This window comes from Streptosporangium sp. NPDC023615, assembly GCF_040640155.1.
Lineage (GTDB): Bacteria > Actinomycetota > Actinomycetes > Streptosporangiales > Streptosporangiaceae > Streptosporangium.
In genome coordinates, this window is record NZ_JBFABE010000014.1 from 100,159 (window position 1) to 117,056 (window position 16,898).

General features: G+C 71.9%; 16 protein-coding genes. 13 read left to right on the plus strand and 3 right to left on the minus strand.

The window, feature by feature from the left end; all coding sequences use genetic code 11:
- Positions 1-87: 87 nt before the first annotated feature.
- Positions 88-564, minus strand: a complete 477-nt coding sequence (locus tag AB0G16_RS13920; protein ID WP_362803794.1) for a helix-turn-helix domain-containing protein — start codon at positions 562-564, stop codon at positions 88-90.
- 97 nt (positions 565-661) lie between these two features.
- Here AB0G16_RS13920 and AB0G16_RS13925 point away from each other — a divergent pair, with 97 nt between their 5' ends.
- Positions 662-1,378, plus strand: a complete 717-nt coding sequence (locus tag AB0G16_RS13925; protein WP_362803797.1) for a DUF899 domain-containing protein — start codon at positions 662-664, stop codon at positions 1,376-1,378.
- A 160-nt stretch (positions 1,379-1,538) separates the two neighbouring features.
- Here the strand turns inward: AB0G16_RS13925 and AB0G16_RS13930 are convergent, their stop codons facing one another.
- Positions 1,539-2,573 (minus strand): LacI family DNA-binding transcriptional regulator, encoded by a 1,035-nt coding sequence (locus AB0G16_RS13930; protein WP_362803800.1) that lies wholly within the window; start codon positions 2,571-2,573, stop codon positions 1,539-1,541.
- A gap of 169 nt (positions 2,574-2,742) precedes the next feature.
- Here AB0G16_RS13930 and AB0G16_RS13935 point away from each other — a divergent pair, with 169 nt between their 5' ends.
- The 12 genes from AB0G16_RS13935 (at position 2,743) to AB0G16_RS13990 (ending at position 15,840) form a co-directional block, all read left to right on the plus strand.
- Positions 2,743-4,515, plus strand: a complete 1,773-nt coding sequence (locus AB0G16_RS13935) for an ABC transporter substrate-binding protein (RefSeq protein ID WP_362803802.1) — start codon at positions 2,743-2,745, stop codon at positions 4,513-4,515.
- Positions 4,516-4,588: 73 nt separating this feature from the next.
- A complete protein-coding gene (locus tag AB0G16_RS13940) occupies positions 4,589-5,584 on the plus strand; it encodes an ABC transporter permease (protein ID WP_362803805.1) in 996 nt (331 codons plus the stop codon).
- Positions 5,581-6,441, plus strand: coding sequence for an ABC transporter permease (locus tag AB0G16_RS13945; protein WP_362803808.1), 861 nt, complete (start codon positions 5,581-5,583; stop codon positions 6,439-6,441). The genes AB0G16_RS13940 and AB0G16_RS13945 overlap by 4 nt, the downstream gene beginning before the upstream one ends.
- Positions 6,442-6,457: 16 nt before the next feature.
- Positions 6,458-7,399, plus strand: coding sequence for an ABC transporter ATP-binding protein (locus AB0G16_RS13950; protein WP_362803811.1), 942 nt, complete (start codon positions 6,458-6,460; stop codon positions 7,397-7,399).
- A 135-nt stretch (positions 7,400-7,534) separates the two neighbouring features.
- On the plus strand, positions 7,535-8,437 hold the full coding sequence (locus tag AB0G16_RS13955) for an ATP-binding cassette domain-containing protein (RefSeq protein WP_362803814.1): 903 nt from the start codon (positions 7,535-7,537) through the stop codon (positions 8,435-8,437).
- Positions 8,434-11,019, plus strand: coding sequence for a glycoside hydrolase family 2 protein (locus AB0G16_RS13960; RefSeq protein ID WP_362803816.1), 2,586 nt, complete (start codon positions 8,434-8,436; stop codon positions 11,017-11,019). The genes AB0G16_RS13955 and AB0G16_RS13960 overlap by 4 nt, the downstream gene beginning before the upstream one ends.
- 151 nt (positions 11,020-11,170) lie before the next feature.
- Positions 11,171-11,440, plus strand: a complete 270-nt coding sequence (locus AB0G16_RS13965; RefSeq protein WP_362514069.1) for a phosphoribosyl-ATP diphosphatase — start codon at positions 11,171-11,173, stop codon at positions 11,438-11,440.
- A gap of 61 nt (positions 11,441-11,501) precedes the next feature.
- The gene (gene hisG / locus AB0G16_RS13970) at positions 11,502-12,347 is read left to right on the plus strand and encodes an ATP phosphoribosyltransferase (protein WP_362803820.1); all 846 of its coding nucleotides are present in this window, start codon (positions 11,502-11,504) and stop codon (positions 12,345-12,347) included.
- 68 nt (positions 12,348-12,415) lie between these two features.
- The gene (locus AB0G16_RS13975) at positions 12,416-13,300 is read left to right on the plus strand and encodes an ABC transporter ATP-binding protein (protein WP_362803823.1); all 885 of its coding nucleotides are present in this window, start codon (positions 12,416-12,418) and stop codon (positions 13,298-13,300) included.
- A complete protein-coding gene (locus tag AB0G16_RS13980) occupies positions 13,300-14,034 on the plus strand; it encodes an ABC transporter permease (RefSeq protein WP_362803826.1) in 735 nt (244 codons plus the stop codon). The genes AB0G16_RS13975 and AB0G16_RS13980 overlap by 1 nt, the downstream gene beginning before the upstream one ends.
- Positions 14,031-15,155: a sensor histidine kinase gene (locus tag AB0G16_RS13985; protein ID WP_362803829.1), complete on the plus strand. Its 1,125-nt coding sequence runs from the start codon at positions 14,031-14,033 to the stop codon at positions 15,153-15,155. Before AB0G16_RS13980 ends, AB0G16_RS13985 begins: the two co-directional genes overlap by 4 nt.
- 79 nt (positions 15,156-15,234) lie before the next feature.
- Positions 15,235-15,840 (plus strand): response regulator transcription factor, encoded by a 606-nt coding sequence (locus AB0G16_RS13990; protein ID WP_362803920.1) that lies wholly within the window; start codon positions 15,235-15,237, stop codon positions 15,838-15,840.
- Between the two features lie 158 nt (positions 15,841-15,998).
- On the opposite strand, the gene AB0G16_RS13995 is transcribed toward AB0G16_RS13990, so the two are convergent.
- Positions 15,999-16,850 carry a siderophore-interacting protein gene (locus tag AB0G16_RS13995; RefSeq protein WP_362803832.1) on the minus strand — a complete coding sequence of 284 codons (852 nt, stop codon included), beginning with the start codon at positions 16,848-16,850 and terminating at the stop codon, positions 15,999-16,001.
- Between the last annotated feature and the right edge of the window lie 48 nt (positions 16,851-16,898).

Genomic DNA, 16,898 nt, shown 5'->3' on the forward strand with positions numbered 1-16,898 from the left:
TTCGGCGTTCCCGCGTCGGCGTTCCCGCGTCGGCGGCACCGGGGCGGTGGCACCGGGGCGGCGGACGGCCCCCCGGTCAGGACGTGATCACGCCGGCGATCCGGACCGTGCCCCGCTCGCCCCCGGGCCGGGGAGCACGTCGACGTCGGTCGCGTGCATCGGCCGCTCGCAGACCGAGCAGCGCGGCTCGACGTGGCTGATCTCACCGCAGGCGTGGTGCCGGTAGAGGACCGGGGGACCGGCCTCGCCCGCCGTCCACCGGTCGCCCCAGCGCACCATGGTCAGCAGCAGGTCGCACAGCTCCATGCCCTTGACGGTGAGCGTGTACTCGTGACGCGGGGGACGGCTGGAGTACTCGGTGCGCTCCAGGACGCCCTTCTCGACCAGCCACCTGAGCCGTTCGGCGAGCACCTTGCGCGAGATGCCCAGGCTCTGCTGGAGCCGCTCGAAGCGGGTGATGCCGACGTAGACGTTCCGCAGGATCAGCGGTGACCACGGCTCGCCGACGACGTCCAGCGTGCGGGCGATCGAGCAGGCCATGTCACCGAACGGGGTTCGCTGCATGAGGCCAGTGTAGGCGAGTGGGTTCCCTCAGGAGACCATCCGCTGCTACGGTCGATCGAGTACGTTCCCTGAAGAGACTGAAAGGGGCAGGGGCATCATGAACCTTCCGGAGATCGTGTCGGAGGAGCGGTGGCGGGCCGAGCGGGACGCGCTGCTGGTGAAGGAGAAGGAGCACACCCGCGCGCTGGACGCGCTGGCCGCCGAGCGGCGCGCCATGCCGATGGTCCGGGTGGGGAAGGACTACGTGTTCCAGGGGCCGGACGGGCCGGCGAGCCTGCTCGACCTGTTCGACGGACGGCGCCAGCTCATCGTGTACAGCTTCATGTGGCACGGCGGCGAGGACTTCTGCTCGGGGTGCTCGATGTTCACCGACAACGTCGGCCACCTGGCCCACCTCCACGCGCGCGACACCTCCTTCGTGCTGGTCTCCCGCGGCCCGCTGTCCGAGATCACGCCGTTCAGGGAGCGGATGGGCTGGACGATCCCGTGGTTCTCCTCGCTGGGCACCGATTTCAACGACGACATGGGGGCGGGGGACGGGTTCGCCCTGAACGTCTTCCTCCGCGGCGACGGCGACGGCGACGGCGGTGGTGGTGACGGGGGCGCGGACGCGGTGTACCGCACCTACGACACCACCGGGCGCGGTGTCGAACGGCTGGGCAGCGTCTGGACCTTCCTGGACCTGACCCCGCTCGGGAGGCAGGAGACCTGGGAGGACTCGCCCGCGGGCAGGCCGCAGGGACCCCCCTACACCTGGTGGCGCCTGCACGACGAGTACGACGAGCGGGCCGGGCACGCCGCGCGCGAGGCCTGACCGCCGCCGGTCGCCCGCCCGGCCGTCACCGGCCGTCCGCGTGGCCCCGTGGCCGAGTGACTCCGTGGCCGAGCGGCCCCATGGGCCGAGCGGCCCCATGGACCGAGTGGACCCAAGGCCACGGGGCCCCGTGGCCACGGGGCCGCTCGGCCTTCTCGCGTCACCCGCGCGAGGAGCCGTCCCTCCCCCCGGGCGGGGGAGCGGTGCTGCCCCGGGGCGTGAGGCGCGCGGCCCCGTCCTCGTACGGGCCGACGTCCTCGCCGGAGATCAGCGAGAGCAGGTGGCGGGCGGCCTGCGCGCCGTAGGCGGAGATGTCGCGGCTCAGGGCGGTGAGCGGGGGATGGACGACCCGGGAGAGCGGGGAGTCGTTCCAGGCGACGACGGACAGGTCGCCGGGCACGTCCAGGCGCAGCTCCCGGGCGGCGGACAGGCCGGCGACGGCCATGATGTCGTTGTCGTAGACGATCGCGGTGGGCCGGTCCGGTGAACTGAGCAGGCGCCGGGTGGCGCCGGCGCCCTCCTCGCCGGTGTAGTCGGTGTGCACGGTCACGTACTCGGCGACGCCGTCGCACGCCTCGGCGAAGGCGCGGTCGCGCAGCACGGTGTGGACCAGGTGCGGCAGGCCGGCGATCCTGGCGATCCTGCGGTGGCCCAGGGCCAGCAGGTACCGTACGGTCTCGCGGACGGCGTGGGCGTCGTCGGACCAGACCGGGAGCAGCGAGCCCGCCCCCGAGGGGTGGCCGACCACCACGGAGGGCAGGCCCAGCGCCTCGAACGCCGGGACGCGCAGGTCGTCCACGTTCAGGTCGACGAGGATGGCGCCGTCGACGCGGCCCTCGCCCCACCAGCGGCGGTAGACCGCGATCTCCTGCTCGTGGTCGGTGACCATCTGCAGCAGGAGCGCGTACGAGCGGTCCGACAGCTCGCCCTCGATGCCGCTGATGAGCTCCATGAAGAACGGCTCCACGCCGAGCGTGCGGGCCGGGCGGCACACGGCCAGGCCGACGGTGCGGGCGCGCGCGCCGTTCAGGGCGCGGGCCGCGCTGCTGGGACGCCAGCCGATCTCCTCGGCGATCGCCATGATCCTGGCCCGGGTGCTCTCCGACACGCCGGGCTGCCCGTTCAGGGCGTAGGAGACGGCCCCCTTGGACACCCCGGCCTGCCGGGCGACGTCCGTGATCGTCGGTCTTCTCATGTTCCCCCCCGTCGATGAGTGGGGTGATTGTAGCTGAACCGGTCCAGTGCTCTATTGACAGGGCCGACACAGGGACTTTACGGTCTCGATACTTATCCGGTTCAGCAAGCGCATGCGGTCGCGTCTAGTCGGTTGGGAGCGCTCCCATGCTGGAGAGGAGAACTGTCCGATGCGGATTCGACGAAGGTTCGCGGTGCTCGGGACGGCGGCCTGCCTGGCCGCCGCCGGATGCAGCGGAGGTTCCAGCACGCCGTCGGCCCCCTCCGGGGCGCCCCCGGCGTCCGGTGGCGCGGGAGTCCCGGCGGGCTCGGCCGGGGCCGACGCCGCGTTCCCCCGCAACGAGACCCTGTACACCAGCGGCACCCAGTGGGGTCCCCCGGCCAACTGGAACCCGCTGCGCACCTGGGACTCGGCCACGGGCACCAAGGGACTCGTCTACGAGACCCTCTTCCTGTACGACCCCCAGAACGACACCTTCACCCCCTGGCTGGCCGAGAGCGGCGCCTGGACCGGCGAGAAGACCTACGAGCTCAAGCTCAGGCAGGGCGTGACCTGGGCCGACGGCAAGCCGTTCACCGCCGACGACGTGGTCTTCACCGTCGAGCTCGGCAAGATGAAGACCGTCCCCTACGCCAACCTGTGGGGCTGGCTGGAGAAGGCCGAGGCGGTGGACCCGAACACCGTCAGGTTCACCTTCTCCAAGGCCAACCACCAGCAATGGGCCAACTGGGTCTACAACAACGCGATCGTCCCCAAGCACATCTGGGAGGGCCGCTCCGAGGACGACGTGATGAACGGCGTCAACGACAAACCGGTCGGCACCGGCCCGTACAGCTACCACAGCCACGACCAGGACCGGATGGCCTGGGTCAAGCGGGACGGCTGGTGGGCCACCAAGGCGCTGGGCAAGGACGTCAAGCCCAAGTACGTCGTCGACATCGTCAACTCCAGCAACGAGGTCGCGATGGGCCTGCTGCTGCAGAAGGGCCTCGACCTCAGCAACAACTTCCTGCCCGGCGTGGCCAACCTCGTCAAGGGCAACTTCGGCATCCAGACGTACTTCCCCGAGCCGCCGTACATGCTCTCGGCCAACACCGCCTTCCTGGTCCCCAACACGAAGAAGAAGCCGCTGGACGACCCGGCCTTCCGCAAGGCCGTCGCCAACGCCATCGACACCAAGAAGATCGTCGAGGGCGTCTACGGCAACCTCGTCAAGGCCGCGAGCCCCACCGGCCTGCTGCCGCAGTGGGACAAGTACGTCGACCAGGCCGTGGTGAGCGAGAAGGGCTTCTCCTTCGACAGCGCCAAGGCCAAGAAGCTGCTGGCCGACGCCGGGTACAAGGACCGCGACGGCGACGGGCTGGTGGAGAACAAGGACGGCTCCAAGGCGTCCCTGAAGCTCATCGTCCCGGCCGGGTGGACCGACTGGATGGAGGCGAGCCGGGTCATCGCCGAGGGCGCCAAGGCCGCCGGGATCGACCTCGTCGCCGAGTTCCCCGACTTCAACGCGCTGGTCGACCAGCGCTCCTCCGGCAAGTTCGACCTGCTCATCAACAACGAGCGGCAGCTGTCGAACACCCCGTGGATGTACTACGACTACATCTTCCAGCTCCCGGTGAACAAGCAGCAGAACACCGTCAACTTCGGGCGGTACGAGAACAAGAAGGTCTGGGACCTCGTCCAGGAGCTCGACGGCAAGAAGGTCGACGACGTCGAGGGCATGAAGCAGGTCGCCTCCGAGATCCAGAAGATCCAGCTCGACGACCTGCCGGTGATCCCCCTCTGGTACAACGGCCTGTGGGCCCAGACCAGCACCGCGGTCTGGACGAACTGGCCCTCCTCGGCCCCCGGCACCCCCAAGAGCCCGCCGACCATGTGGCGCAACTGGCTGGAACTGGGCGGTGTGCTGACGCTGACCGAGATCAAGCCCGTCGGAGGCTGACCCCGCGATCTCTCGCCCCCTCCCGCGCCCGGCGCGCGGGAGGGGGCCCATCTCGCCGATTCGGGAGGATCGCGTGCGACGTTACTTCGGCCGGAAACTGCTCGTCTACGGCCTGACCTTCCTGGTGGCCGTCACCGTCAACTGGATGATCCCGCGCTTCATGCCGGGCGACCCGGTGCAGAGCATGCTGTCGCGGGCCAACGTGTCCCAGCCGGCGGCGGTGGAGGCGATGCGCGCCCACTACACCGCCCTGTTCGGGCTCGACCTGCCCCTGTGGCAGCAGTACCTCAACTTCTGGGCCGCGCTGTTCCGGGGCGACCTGGGGATCAGCATCTGGGTGTTCCCCACCCCGGTGACCGACCTCATCATGCGGGCGGTGCCGTACACGCTGGCGCTGCTCATCCCCTCGATCCTGCTGAGCTGGTGGGCGGGCAACCGGTTCGGCGCCTTCGCGGCCCGGCGCAAGTGGCTCGACAACACCGCGCTGCCGATCGGGTACGTGCTGACCGCCACCCCGTACATGTGGCTGGCCATCCTGCTGGCCTGGGGGCTCGGCGTGGTGGCCGGGATCTTCCCCGTCTCGGGCGGCTACAGCTTCGCGATGCGGCCCAACTGGTCGTGGGAGTTCATCGGGAACCTGGCGCTGCACTGGTTCCTGCCGTTCGCCTCGCTGTTCCTGGTCGCGTTCGGCGGCTGGGCCATCGGCATGCGCAACATGATCATCTATGAGCTGGAGGCGGACTACTCCACCTACCTGGCCTCGCTCGGCGCGCCGCGCAGGCTCATCCGCCGCTACGCGTTCAGGAACGCGGTGCTGCCGCAGATCACCGGCCTGGCCCTGCAACTTGGCGTGCTGGTGGCCGGGGCGCTGGTCACCGAGATCGTCTTCTCCTACCCGGGCCTCGGCCACCTGATCCTCAAGGCGATCCAGAACCAGGACTTCTTCCTGCTCCAGGGAGCCTTCCTGTTCATCGTCGTGGGCGTGCTGATCGCCAACTTCGTCATCGACATCGTCTACGTCCTGGTCGACCCGCGCACCAGGATCGGCATGGGAGGGGAGGCGACGTGACGGCCGTTCCCGCACGACGCCGCGAGGGCCTGTACTTCGCGATCCGCAACGGCAAGCTGCTGGCCGGCCTGGCCGTGCTGGTCCCGCTGCTGCTCCTGGCCGCCGCGGCCCCGCTGATCGGCGGCCAGGACCCCAACGCCTACGTCGCCGCCCCGGCCTCGCCGCCCTCGGCGCAGAGCTGGTTCGGCACCACCATGTTCGGCCAGGACGTCTTCTCCCAGTTCGTCTACGGACTGCGCTCCACCTTCGTCGTGGGGGCGCTCGGCGGCGGGCTGGCCGCGATCATCGGCATGACGATCGGCTTCACCGCCGGGTACCGGGGCGGCCTCGTCGACGAGGTGCTGAACATGCTCACCAACATCGTCCTGGTGCTGCCCGCCCTGGCGGTGCTGCTGATCGTCAACGCCTACCTGGGCGTGCGCAGCGTCGGCGTGCAGGCGCTGTTCATCGGCCTGACCTCCTGGCCGTGGGCGGCCAGGGCCATCAGGGCCCAGACCTTCTCGCTGCGCTCGCGCGACTTCGTGGACCTGGCCAGGCTCAGCGGGGTGCGCACCTGGAAGATCATCGCTCGCGAGATCGCGCCCAACATGAACTCGTACCTCTTCATGACCTTCATCCTGCTGTTCGGCGGGTCGATCCTGATCGCGGCCTCGCTCGACTTCATCGGGCTCGGGCCCAGCCAGGGCATCTCGCTCGGCCTGATGCTCAACAACGCGGCCCGCTGGAGCGCCCTGCACCTGGGGATGTGGTGGTGGTTCATCCCGCCCGGCGCCGGGATCACCGCGATCGTCGGCGCCCTGTACGTGATGAACGTCGGCCTGGACGAGGTCTTCAACCCCCGCCTGCGGGAGCTGTAGTGAAGGAGAAGAGGACATGACCCTGAGCGTGCGCGACCTGAGGGTCCACTACAGGACCCTGCGCGGTGAGGTGAAGGCCCTCGACGGCGTCGGCTTCGACGTCGCCGACGGCGAGATCCTCGGCCTGGCCGGCGAGTCCGGCTGCGGCAAGACCACCCTGGGCAAGAGCCTGATCAGGATGGACGGCCGGATGCGGCTGGCCGGGGGCACCGCCGAGCTGGACGGCGAGGAGCTGCCGCTCGGCGAAGACCGCCGCATGAACCGCTTCCGCTTCGGCAAGGTCTCGCTCATCCCGCAGTACTCGATGAGCGCGATGAACCCCACCCGGAAGATCGGGAAGATGGTCGGCGAGCTGCTCGCCTCCCGGGGCGAGAGGCTGGACCTCGTCGAGCTGGAACGCCGCCTGGACCTGGTCGAGCTCCCGCGCGACGTGCTCGGGCGCTACCCGATCGAGTTGTCGGGCGGGATGAAGCAGCGGATGGTGATGGTCATCTCCACCCTGCTCGACCCGTCCCTGCTGATCGCCGACGAGATCACCTCCGCGCTCGACGTGTCGACGCAGAAGGCCGTGGCCAGGACCCTGGTGGAGTTCCGGGACCGGGGCTTCGTCCGCAGCATGATCTTCATCACCCACGACATCTCGCTGACCTACCAGATCGCCGACACGATCATGGTCATGTACGCCGGGAAGCTGGCCGAGAAGGCCCCGGCGGGGGTGATCGTCAGCGAGCCGCGCCACCCGTACACCCGGATGCTCATCTCCTCGCTGCCCGAGGTCGGCGTCCGGCACGCCGAGCGCAGGCTGTCGGGCATCCCGGGCAGGCCGCCCTCGCTGCTCGACCCGCCCTCGGGCTGCCGGTTCCGGGACCGCTGCCCGCTGGCCTTCGAGCGGTGCGCCGAGGAGCCCCCGCCGGTCGAGGTCGCCCCCGGTCACCACGTCGCCTGCTGGAAGGCCTGACATGCCCCGCGCCACCCCGGCACGCCCCGCGCCACGAGGAAGGGCGACGCCGCAGGGGCGGATCGCGCCACCGACAAGGACCGCACGGCGCGGGACGACCACGCCGGCCCCGCCCGCGCCCGCAGGAGTGAGACGATGCTGAGCCTCGAAGGGGTCACCAAGACCTACCGGGTCGGTGCCTTCGGCACCTCCACCCTCACCGCCGTCGACGACGTGAGCCTCGACCTGGCGCCGGGGGAGGTGGTCTCCCTCATCGGCGAGAGCGGCAGCGGCAAGACGACCCTGGGCAAGATGGTCCTCGGGCTGCTCTCCCCGACCAGGGGGAGGATCACCCTCGACGGCGAGCGGGCCAGGCCAGGGAAGGCGTACTACCGGCACGTGCAGGGCGTCTTCCAGGACCCGTTCAGCTGCTACAACCCGGTCTTCAAGGCCGACCGGGTGCTCACGATGATCAGGAACGAGTACTTCCCCGGCGTCGCCGACCCCGAGTGGCAGGGCAGGATCGAGACCTCGCTCGCCGACGTCGGCCTCGACCCCGGCCAGATCCTGGGCCGCTACCCGCACCAGCTCAGCGGCGGCCAGCTCCAGCGCCTGCTGATCGCCAGGGCGCTGCTGCTCGACCTGCGGTACCTGGTCGCCGACGAGATCACCAGCATGCTGGACGCCTCCACCAGGATCGACGTCCTCAACCTGCTCGCCGACCTCAAGGCGCGCGGGCTGGGGGTGCTGTTCGTCACCCACGACCTGTCGCTGGGCAACTACATCAGCGAGCGGGCCGTGGTGCTGTACCGGGGGCGGGTGGTGGAGTCCGGCTCCACCTCGGCCGTCTTCGGCAACCCCCTGCACCCGTACACGATCAGGCTGCTGTCGTCGGTGCCGAGGCTGACCGCCCGCTGGGGCGGCGACGAGGACACCGGGTCCGGCGAGGTGCCGGCGCCGGACGACCACGACGGGCCCTCCTCGCTCGTGGAGGCCGAGCCCGGCCATCTCGTCCGGCGCGCCGGCGCCGGCCCCAAGTCGCTGAGGAGCGTGAGTTGAGCACCGAGCCGATGACCGAGCCGATGACTGAGCCGATGACCGAGCCGATGACCGAGCCGATGACCGAGCGGGGCACCGGGCCGGGCGTCCGGCCGGGCACCGGCCCGGGGCTCGCCCCGGGGACCACGTTCAGGACGCTGCACGACGGGTGGACCCTCCGGCAGGTGGACGGGGAGGTCTCCGGCGTCCCGGCCACGGTGCCCGGGTGCGTGCACACCGACCTGCTGGCCGCCGGGCTCATCGACGACCCCTACCTCGACGACAACGAGAACCGGCTGACCTGGATCGGCCGCTCTCCTTGGGAGTACGAGACGGTCTTCGACTGGCACGACGACGGGCACGAGCGCGCCGACCTGGTCTGCGAGGGCCTGGACACCGTCGCCGTCGTCGAGCTCAACGGCGTGGAGGTCGCGTCCACGGCCAACCAGCACCGCTCCTACCGCCTGCCCGTGCGCGAGCTGCTGCGCGAGGGCGGCAACACGCTGCGGGTGCGTTTCGCCTCCCCGGTGGCCTACGCCGAGGCGCGCCGGGCCGAGCTGGGCGAGCGGCCCGGCGCCTACGAGGCGCCGTACCAGTTCATCCGCAAGATGGCCTGCAACTTCGGCTGGGACTGGGGCCCGGCCCTGGTCACCTCCGGCATCTGGCGGCCGATCGGGCTGCACTCCTGGAGCGGGACCCGGCTGGCCGGGGTCAGACCGCTGGTGCGCACCGACGGGCCGGACGGCCTCGTCGAGGTGCACGTCACCCTGGAGCACTCCGGCGGGCCCTCGTCGTCCGCCCAGACCCCGGTGACCGTGACGGCCTCGGTCGCGGGCGTCCGGTGCGAGGCGCGGACGGCCCCCGGCGAGCGCGAGGCCGTCCTGACGCTGCGGGTGCCCGGCGCGGAACGCTGGTGGCCACGCGGGTACGGCGCCCAGCACCGCCACGAGCTGACGGTGAGCCTCGGTGACGCGCCGTCCGCCGGCCCCGGGGCGCACGACGGGTCCGGGGCGTCCGGGACCTCCGGAAGGGGCGAGCCGGCCGGGCGGCGGTGGAGGGGCCTGATCGGGTTCCGCGACGTCCGGCTGGACCGGACCGGCGACGCCTTCACCGTGGTGGTCAACGACGTGCCGGTGTTCGTACGCGGCGTCAACTGGATCCCCGACGACTGCTTCCCGGCCAGGATCACCCGCGACCGCCTGGCCGAGCGCTTCGGCCAGGCCGCCGGGGCGGGGGTCAACCTGCTGCGGATCTGGGGCGGCGGCCTGTACGAGAGCGAGGACTTCTACGACCTGGCCGACGAGCTGGGCCTGCTGGTGTGGCAGGACTTCCCGTTCGCCTGCGCCGCCTACCCCGAGGAGGAGCCCTTCGCCTCCGAGGTCGAGGCCGAGGCGCGCGAGAACGTCGCCCGCCTGGCCTGGCGCCCGTCGCTGGCGCTGTGGTGCGGCAACAACGAGGTGCTGGAGGGCCACGCCGACTGGGGCTGGCGCGAGAGCCTGGGCGAGCGCACCTGGGGGGCGGGCTTCTTCCACGACCTGCTCCCGTCGGTCGTCGCCGAGCTGGACCCCACCCGCCCCTACTGGCCGGGCAGTCCCTACTCCGGCGGCCCAGAGCTGCCCCCCAACGACCCGTCACGCGGGACCCTGCACATCTGGGACGTGTGGAACCGCGAGGACTACACCCGCTACGGCGACTACCGGCCCCGCTTCGTGGCCGAGTTCGGCTTCCAGGGGCCGCCGGTGCACGCCACGCTGCGCGCCGCCGTCAGCGGCGAGCTGGCCGCCGACGCGCCCCTGGTGCTGCACCACCAGAAGGCGCACGAGGGCAACGCCAAGCTGCTGCGCGGCCTGGGCGAGCACCTGCCCGCGCCGCGCACCTACGACGACTGGCACTACCTGACCCAGCTCAACCAGGCCAGGGCGGTCGCCTACGGCATCGAGCGCTTCCGTGCCCAGGCCCCCTACTGCGCGGGCACGATCGTGTGGCAGCTCAACGACTGCTGGCCGGTCACCTCCTGGTCGGCCGTCGACGGCGCCGGGCGGCGCAAGCCCCTGTGGTACGCGTTGCGCCGCGTCTACGACGACCGCCTGCTGACCGTCGCCGACGGCGCCGTGGCCGTGATCAACGACGGCCCCGAGCCGTGGGCGGGCGAGCTGGAGCTGCTGCGCCTCGCCCTGGACGGCGAGCCGCTGGCCAAGGAGACGGCCGCCGTCGAGGTGGCACCCCGCTCGGTGGCCGCCGTCGCGCTGCCCGGCCCGGTCGCGACCCCGGGAGACCCCACCGCCGAACTGCTCGTGGCCAGGCTCGGCGACCGGCGCGCCGTCTCCTTCTTCGCCGAGGACACCCGGGTGGCGTTCCCGCGCGCCGCCCACCGCGCCGAGGTGACCGCGGTGGCCGGCGGCCTGGACGTCACCGTCACCGCCGGGACCGTCCTGCGCGAGCTGGCCCTGTTCCCCGACCGCCTCGACCCGGCGGCCTCGGTCGACGACATGCTGGTGACGCTCCTCCCCGGCGAGAGCGTCACCTTCCACGTCACCACCGACCGCGAGCTCGACCCGGCCGCGCTCGTCACCCGCCCGGTCCTGCGCTGCGTCAACGACTGAGCCCGCCCGCGACGGCCCGCCCGGTCCGGACGGGGACGCGACCCCCCGTCCGGCCCGATCATCGGACGGATCGCGTCCCGGAGCGTGGACCCGCACACGCGGAGGCCGGTCGGCCCGTTAGGCTTGACGCGCACATCCGACGACGCCGAGAGTGATCATGAAGACCTTCGAAGAGCTGTACGCCGAGCTGTCCGACAAGGCGCGCACCCGGCCCGAGGGCTCGGGCACCGTGGCCGCGCTGGACGCCGGGGTCCACGCCATCGGCAAGAAGGTCGTGGAGGAGGCCGCCGAGAGCTGGATGGCGGCCGAGCACGAGTCGAACGAGCGGGCGGCCGAGGAGATCTCCCAGCTCCTCTACCACGTGCAGGTCCTCATGATCGCCAAGGGGATCGGGCTGGACGAGGTCTACAAGCATCTGTGAGCCGGTGCGCCCGGCTTCCGGTCTCGCAGGCAGATCCCGTCCACACCTAAGGAAACCCGCCATGCTCCGTCTCGCCGTACCCAACAAGGGCGCCCTCACCGAGGGGGCCCAGACGATCCTCAAGGAAGCCGGGTACCGGGCCCGCAAGGACAGCAAGGAACTCGTGGTCGTCGACCCGGAGAACTCCTGCGAGCTGTTCTTCCTGCGTCCCAAGGACATCGCCGTCTACGTCGGCGAGGGCACCCTGGACGCCGGGATCACCGGCCGTGACATGCTGCACGACTCCGGGGCGCAGGTCGAGGAGCTCATCCCGCTCGGCTTCGGCCGCTCCACCTTCCGTTTCGCCGCCAACCCCGGCGACTTCGACTCCGTCGTCGACCTCAAGGGCAAGCGCGTCGCCACCGCGTACGCGGGACTGCTGGAGTCCTACCTCGCCGAGCGGGGCGTCGAGGCCAGGGTGATCAAGCTGGACGGCGCGGTCGAGACCGCCATCCGGCTCGGCGTGGCCGACGCCGTGGCCGACGTCGTGGAGACCGGCACCACGCTGCGCAACATCGGCCTGGAGGTCTTCGGCGAGCCGATCGCGCACTCCGAGGGCGTGCTGATCAAGCAGGTCGGCGCGGCCGAGGCCCCGGGCCTGCGCCAGCTCATCCGCCGCCTGCAGGGCGTGCTGATGGCGCGCGACTACGTGATGATGGACTACGACATCCGTGCCGAGCGGATCGAGGAGGCCATCGCCCTCACCCCCGGCATGGAGGGCCCGACGGTCTCCCCGCTGCACCGGGAGGGGTGGGTCGCGGTCCGCGCCATGGTGCCGCGCAAGGGCCACCAGCAGATCATGGACGAGCTCTCGGAGATCGGCGCCAAGGCGATCCTGGTGACCGCCATCTTCGCCTGCCGCGTCTGACAAATGTCACCGCCGAACCCGGAGGAGTGGCACTGCGGATCGGCGCCGGGCGCTCCTAGCGTTGGGGCATGAACGCGATCACCTTCACCGACGTGAGCAAGAGCTACGGGGACGTGCTCGCCGTCGACAGCCTGGATCTCACCGTCGAGGCAGGGCGGACCGTCGCCCTGCTCGGCCCCAACGGGGCCGGGAAGTCGACCTCGATCGGCATGCTGCTCGGCCTGACCCGTCCCACCCGCGGCCGCGTGGAGGTGCTGGGCGGTTCCCCCGACGAGGCCGTCGCCCGCGGCGACATCGGGGCCATGCCGCAGACCGGCGACCTCATCCCCGAGCTCACGGTCCGCGAGACGGTCGACTTCGTCCGGCGGCTCTACCCCGAGCCGCTCGGCCTCGACGAGGTCCTGGCGATGGCCGATCTCACCGACCTCGCGCGGCGGCGCGCCGACAGGCTGTCCGGCGGGCAGGCGCAGCGGGTCAGGTTCGCCCTGGCCGTCGCCGGGGCGCCCAGGCTGCTGGTGCTGGACGAGCCGACCGCGGCCATGGACGTGGAGTCGCGGCTGCGGTTCTGGGAGAGCATGCGCGCCTACGCCGCCGGGGGCCGCACGGTCCTGTTCGCCACCCACTACATGCAGGAGGCCGACGAGAACTCCGACCGGGTCGTCGTCATCGCCAGGGGCCGGATCGTGGCCGACGGCACCGCCGACCAGATCAAGGCGGGCAACGGCGGGCACGTCGTCCGCTTCTCCCTCGGCGGGCAGGCCGTCGCCGGCCTCGACGCCCTGCCCGGGGTCGTGGCGGTGGAGGTCGCCGACGGCGCCGCGCTGCTGCGCACCGCCGATCCCGACGCCACCGTGGCGGCCCTGTACCGCGGCACCTCGCTGGACGTCCGCGACCTCAGGATCACCGGCGCCGACCTCGAAGACGCCTTCCTCGCCCTCACCCGGGAGCCGTGATGCCGAACCACATCAGGATCGAAGCCCTGCGGATGCTGCGCAACAAGCGCTACGCCATCTTCGTGGTCGGCTTCCCCGTGGTGTTCTACCTGGTCTTCTCCAGCGTGTGGGGCGACGGGATCAGCGCCGACGGGGCCAGGGCCTCCGCCGTCCTCATGGTCTCCATGGGCGCCTACGGGGCGATCGCTGCCTCCATGATGAGCACCGCCGTGCCGTGGGCGCAGGAGAGGCGGTCCGGCTGGCTGCGCCAGTTGCGGACCACCCCGTTGCCCGGCTGGTCGATCATCGTCACCAAGCTGGTCACCTCGCTGCTGCTGGTGCTCCCGTCCCTGCTGCTGGTCTGCCTGGCCGCGGTCCTCTTCCAGGGCGTCCGGCTGACGGCGGCGGAGTGGCTGTCGCTGATCCCGATCCTGTGGATCGGCGCCGTGCCGTTCGCCGCGCTCGGCCTGACGATCGGCTCGCTGCTGCCCGGGGACACCGCCCAGTCGGCCGCGATGGTCGGGGTGTTCGGGCTGGCGCTCCTGGGGGGTCTGTGGTTCCCTGTGGAGATCATGCCCGAGGCCATGAGGACCGTCGCCCAGGTGCTGCCCTCCTTCTCCTACGCCGACATCGGCCGGCACATCGTCGCGGGAAGCGCGCCGCCGGTGTCCGAGGTGGTGACGGTCGTGGCCTGGGCCGCCGGGCTCTGCGTCGTCGCGGTGCTCACCTACCGCCGGGCCCTCGCCCGCGCATGACGATCCTCTCCGGGCTCACCTTCGGCGGCACGGGCTCCCCCCCGTCCCGCCGGAGGCGGCTGGCGGGGATCTCCATCGGCCTCGTCTACCTGTGCTTCCCGGTGCTGGAGATCGTCACCGGCGAGGTGAGCGGCACCAGGGCCCTGTGGGGCGGCGCGGGGCTGGCGGTCTTCGTCGCCTGCTACGTCGCCACCGTGCTCAGCCCGGCGGACTTCGGCGAGCCGACCCGCCTGACGTACTGGCTGCTGGGGGTGACCACGCTGCTGGGGGTCGGCCTGGCGGCGGCCTTCGGCGGCGGCTGGACGACGCTGCCGATCTACATGACGGTGGTCTACAGCATGGCGCTGAGCCCCCGGCTGTCGGTGGCGGGCGTCACCGCGATGGCCGTCGCCGTCCTGCTGATCGGCCTGCTGAAGGAGCACGACCTCGGCACCACCCTGGTGCTCGTCTTCCAGGTCGTCACGCTCGGCGTCCTGTTCATGGGGATGCGCAACACCAGGATGCTGGTGATGCGGCTCCGCCGGGCGCAGGAGGAGGTGGCGCGGCTGGCGGCGAGCGAGGAGCGGCTGCGCATCGCCAGGGACCTGCACGACCTGCTCGGCCACAGCCTGTCGTTGATCGTCCTGAAGAGCGAACTGGCCGGGCGGCTGGCCGAGGACGGCTCGGAACGGGCCGTGGCGGAGATCCGCGACATCGAGTCGGTGGCCAGGCAGGCGCTGGTCGAGGTGCGCGACGCCGTCACCGGCTACCGGCAGCGCGGCCTGGCGGGCGAGCTGGACGGCGCCCGCGCCGCCCTGGAGGGGGCGGGGACGAAGGTGACGATCCGGCTCGCGGGCACCCCGCTGCCCGGCGCTCTGGAGGAACTGCTCGGCTGGGCGGTGCGCGAGGGCGTCACCAACGTCATCCGGCACGCGCGGGCGACGCGGTGCGAGATCGAGGTGACCCTCGACGACAGGGCCGCCACCCTGGAGATCGTCGACGACGGGCGGGGCGCCGACCCCTACGGGCCGGGCAACGGGCTGACCGGGCTCACCGAGCGGGTACGGGCGGCGGGCGGTACGGTCTCCGCCGCGCCGCGCCCGCCCGGCTTCGCCCTGCGGGTGGTGGTGCCCCGTGGCTGACCTCCGGCGGGGACGACCGGGCGCGCCCGCCGTGCCCCCCGTGCCCCCCGTGCCTGCCGCGTCGGACGCGGCGGGCACGGTGATCCGGGTGCTGCTGGTGGAGGACCAGGCGATGGTACGGGGCGCGCTGGCCTCGCTGCTCGGCCTGGAGCCCGACATCGAGGTGGTGGGGGAGGCGGCCTCGGCGCGGGAGGCGCTCGCCGTGGCGCTGGAGACCCGCCCCGACATCGCGCTCCTCGACGTCGAGATGCCCGGCGGGGACGGCATCACCGCCGGGGCGCGGATCCGCGAGGCGCTGCCCGGCTGCCGGGTCATGATCCTGACCACCTTCGGGCGTCCCGGCTACCTGCGCAGGGCGATGGAGGCGGGCGCGGCGGCCTTCCTGGTCAAGGACAGCCCGGCCCGCGAGCTGGCCGCCGCCGTACGGCGGGTCCGCGGCGGCGAGCGCGTCATCGACCCGGGCCTGGCGGCCGCCGCGCTCAGCGCCGGCCCCAACCCGCTGTCGTCCCGCGAGCGCGACGTCCTGGCCTCCGCCGAGGGCGGCTCCAGCATCGCCGACATCGCCGCTCACCTGCACCTGTCGGAGGGCACGGTCCGCAACTACCTGTCCTCGGCCATCCAGAAGACGCACGCCCGCAACCGCACCGAGGCCGCCGAACGCGCCCGTACCCAGGGCTGGCTCTGACCGGATCCCCGCACGGCCCGCCCTCTCCCGAAGGGCCTGAACGGGCGTGCGCGCGCCGGCGCACCGAGGCCCGGGGCAGGGGGCGGTCCGGGGGAAGGCGGGGAGAGGCCGGTCCGAAGGGAGAGGGGGCCGGTCCGGGGAAACCGGGACGGACCGGTTCAGGAGGACAGGGCCGCGGCCTCCTCGGCCTCGATCTGCTCGTTCCACTCGCGCTTGGAGGAACGCCAGGCCTCGTCGTCGCGGCCCACACGCCAGTAGCCCGAGATGGACAGCCGCGACAGCGGGATGCCGCGCTCGGTGCGCAGGTGGCGCCTGATCTCGCGCACGGCGCCCGCCTCGCCGTGGACGAAGGCGTGCACGACGCCGTCGGGGAAGTCGAGCTCGCGGACCGCCCTGACCAGCATCTCGCCGTACGGGGCGTCCCCCCGGTGCAACCAGACGATCTTCACGTCGCCGGGGGAGTCGAGGCGCTGCTCCTCCTCGGGACCCGCGACCTCGACGAGGGCCCAGGCCGGGGCTCCGGCGGGCAGGTGCTCCAGGGCGACGGCGATGGCGGGCAGCGCGCTCTCGTCACCGGCGAGCAGGTGCCAGCCGGCCTCGGGATCGGGGCTGTACGCGCCGCCGGGGCCGAAGAAGTGCAGCTCGTCACCGGGCCGGGCCCGGTCGGCCCACGGCCCGGCGAGGCCGCTGTCGCCGTGGTGGACGAAGTCGATCGTCAGCTCACCCGCCTCGGCGTCCCAGCGGCGGACGGTGTAGGTGCGGGTGGTGGGCCACTGCTCGCGGGGCAGGTCGCGGCGGACGGCCTCCATGTCGAACGGCCGCGGGTAGCTCACCCCGGCCGGGGGGAACAGCAGCTTCACGTAGTGGTCGGCGTACTCGTCGGTGCTGAAACCGGCGAGGCCCTCACCGCCCAGCACCACCCGGATCATGTGCGGGGTGAGCCGCTCGGTGCGCAGGACCCGGCCTGTCGTCACCTTCCGTGCGGGGCGAGCGTCCTTGTCATCTGCCATGCGGTCACTCCCGGGGTACGAGTTAGGTAAGCCTAAGTAGTACCTTAC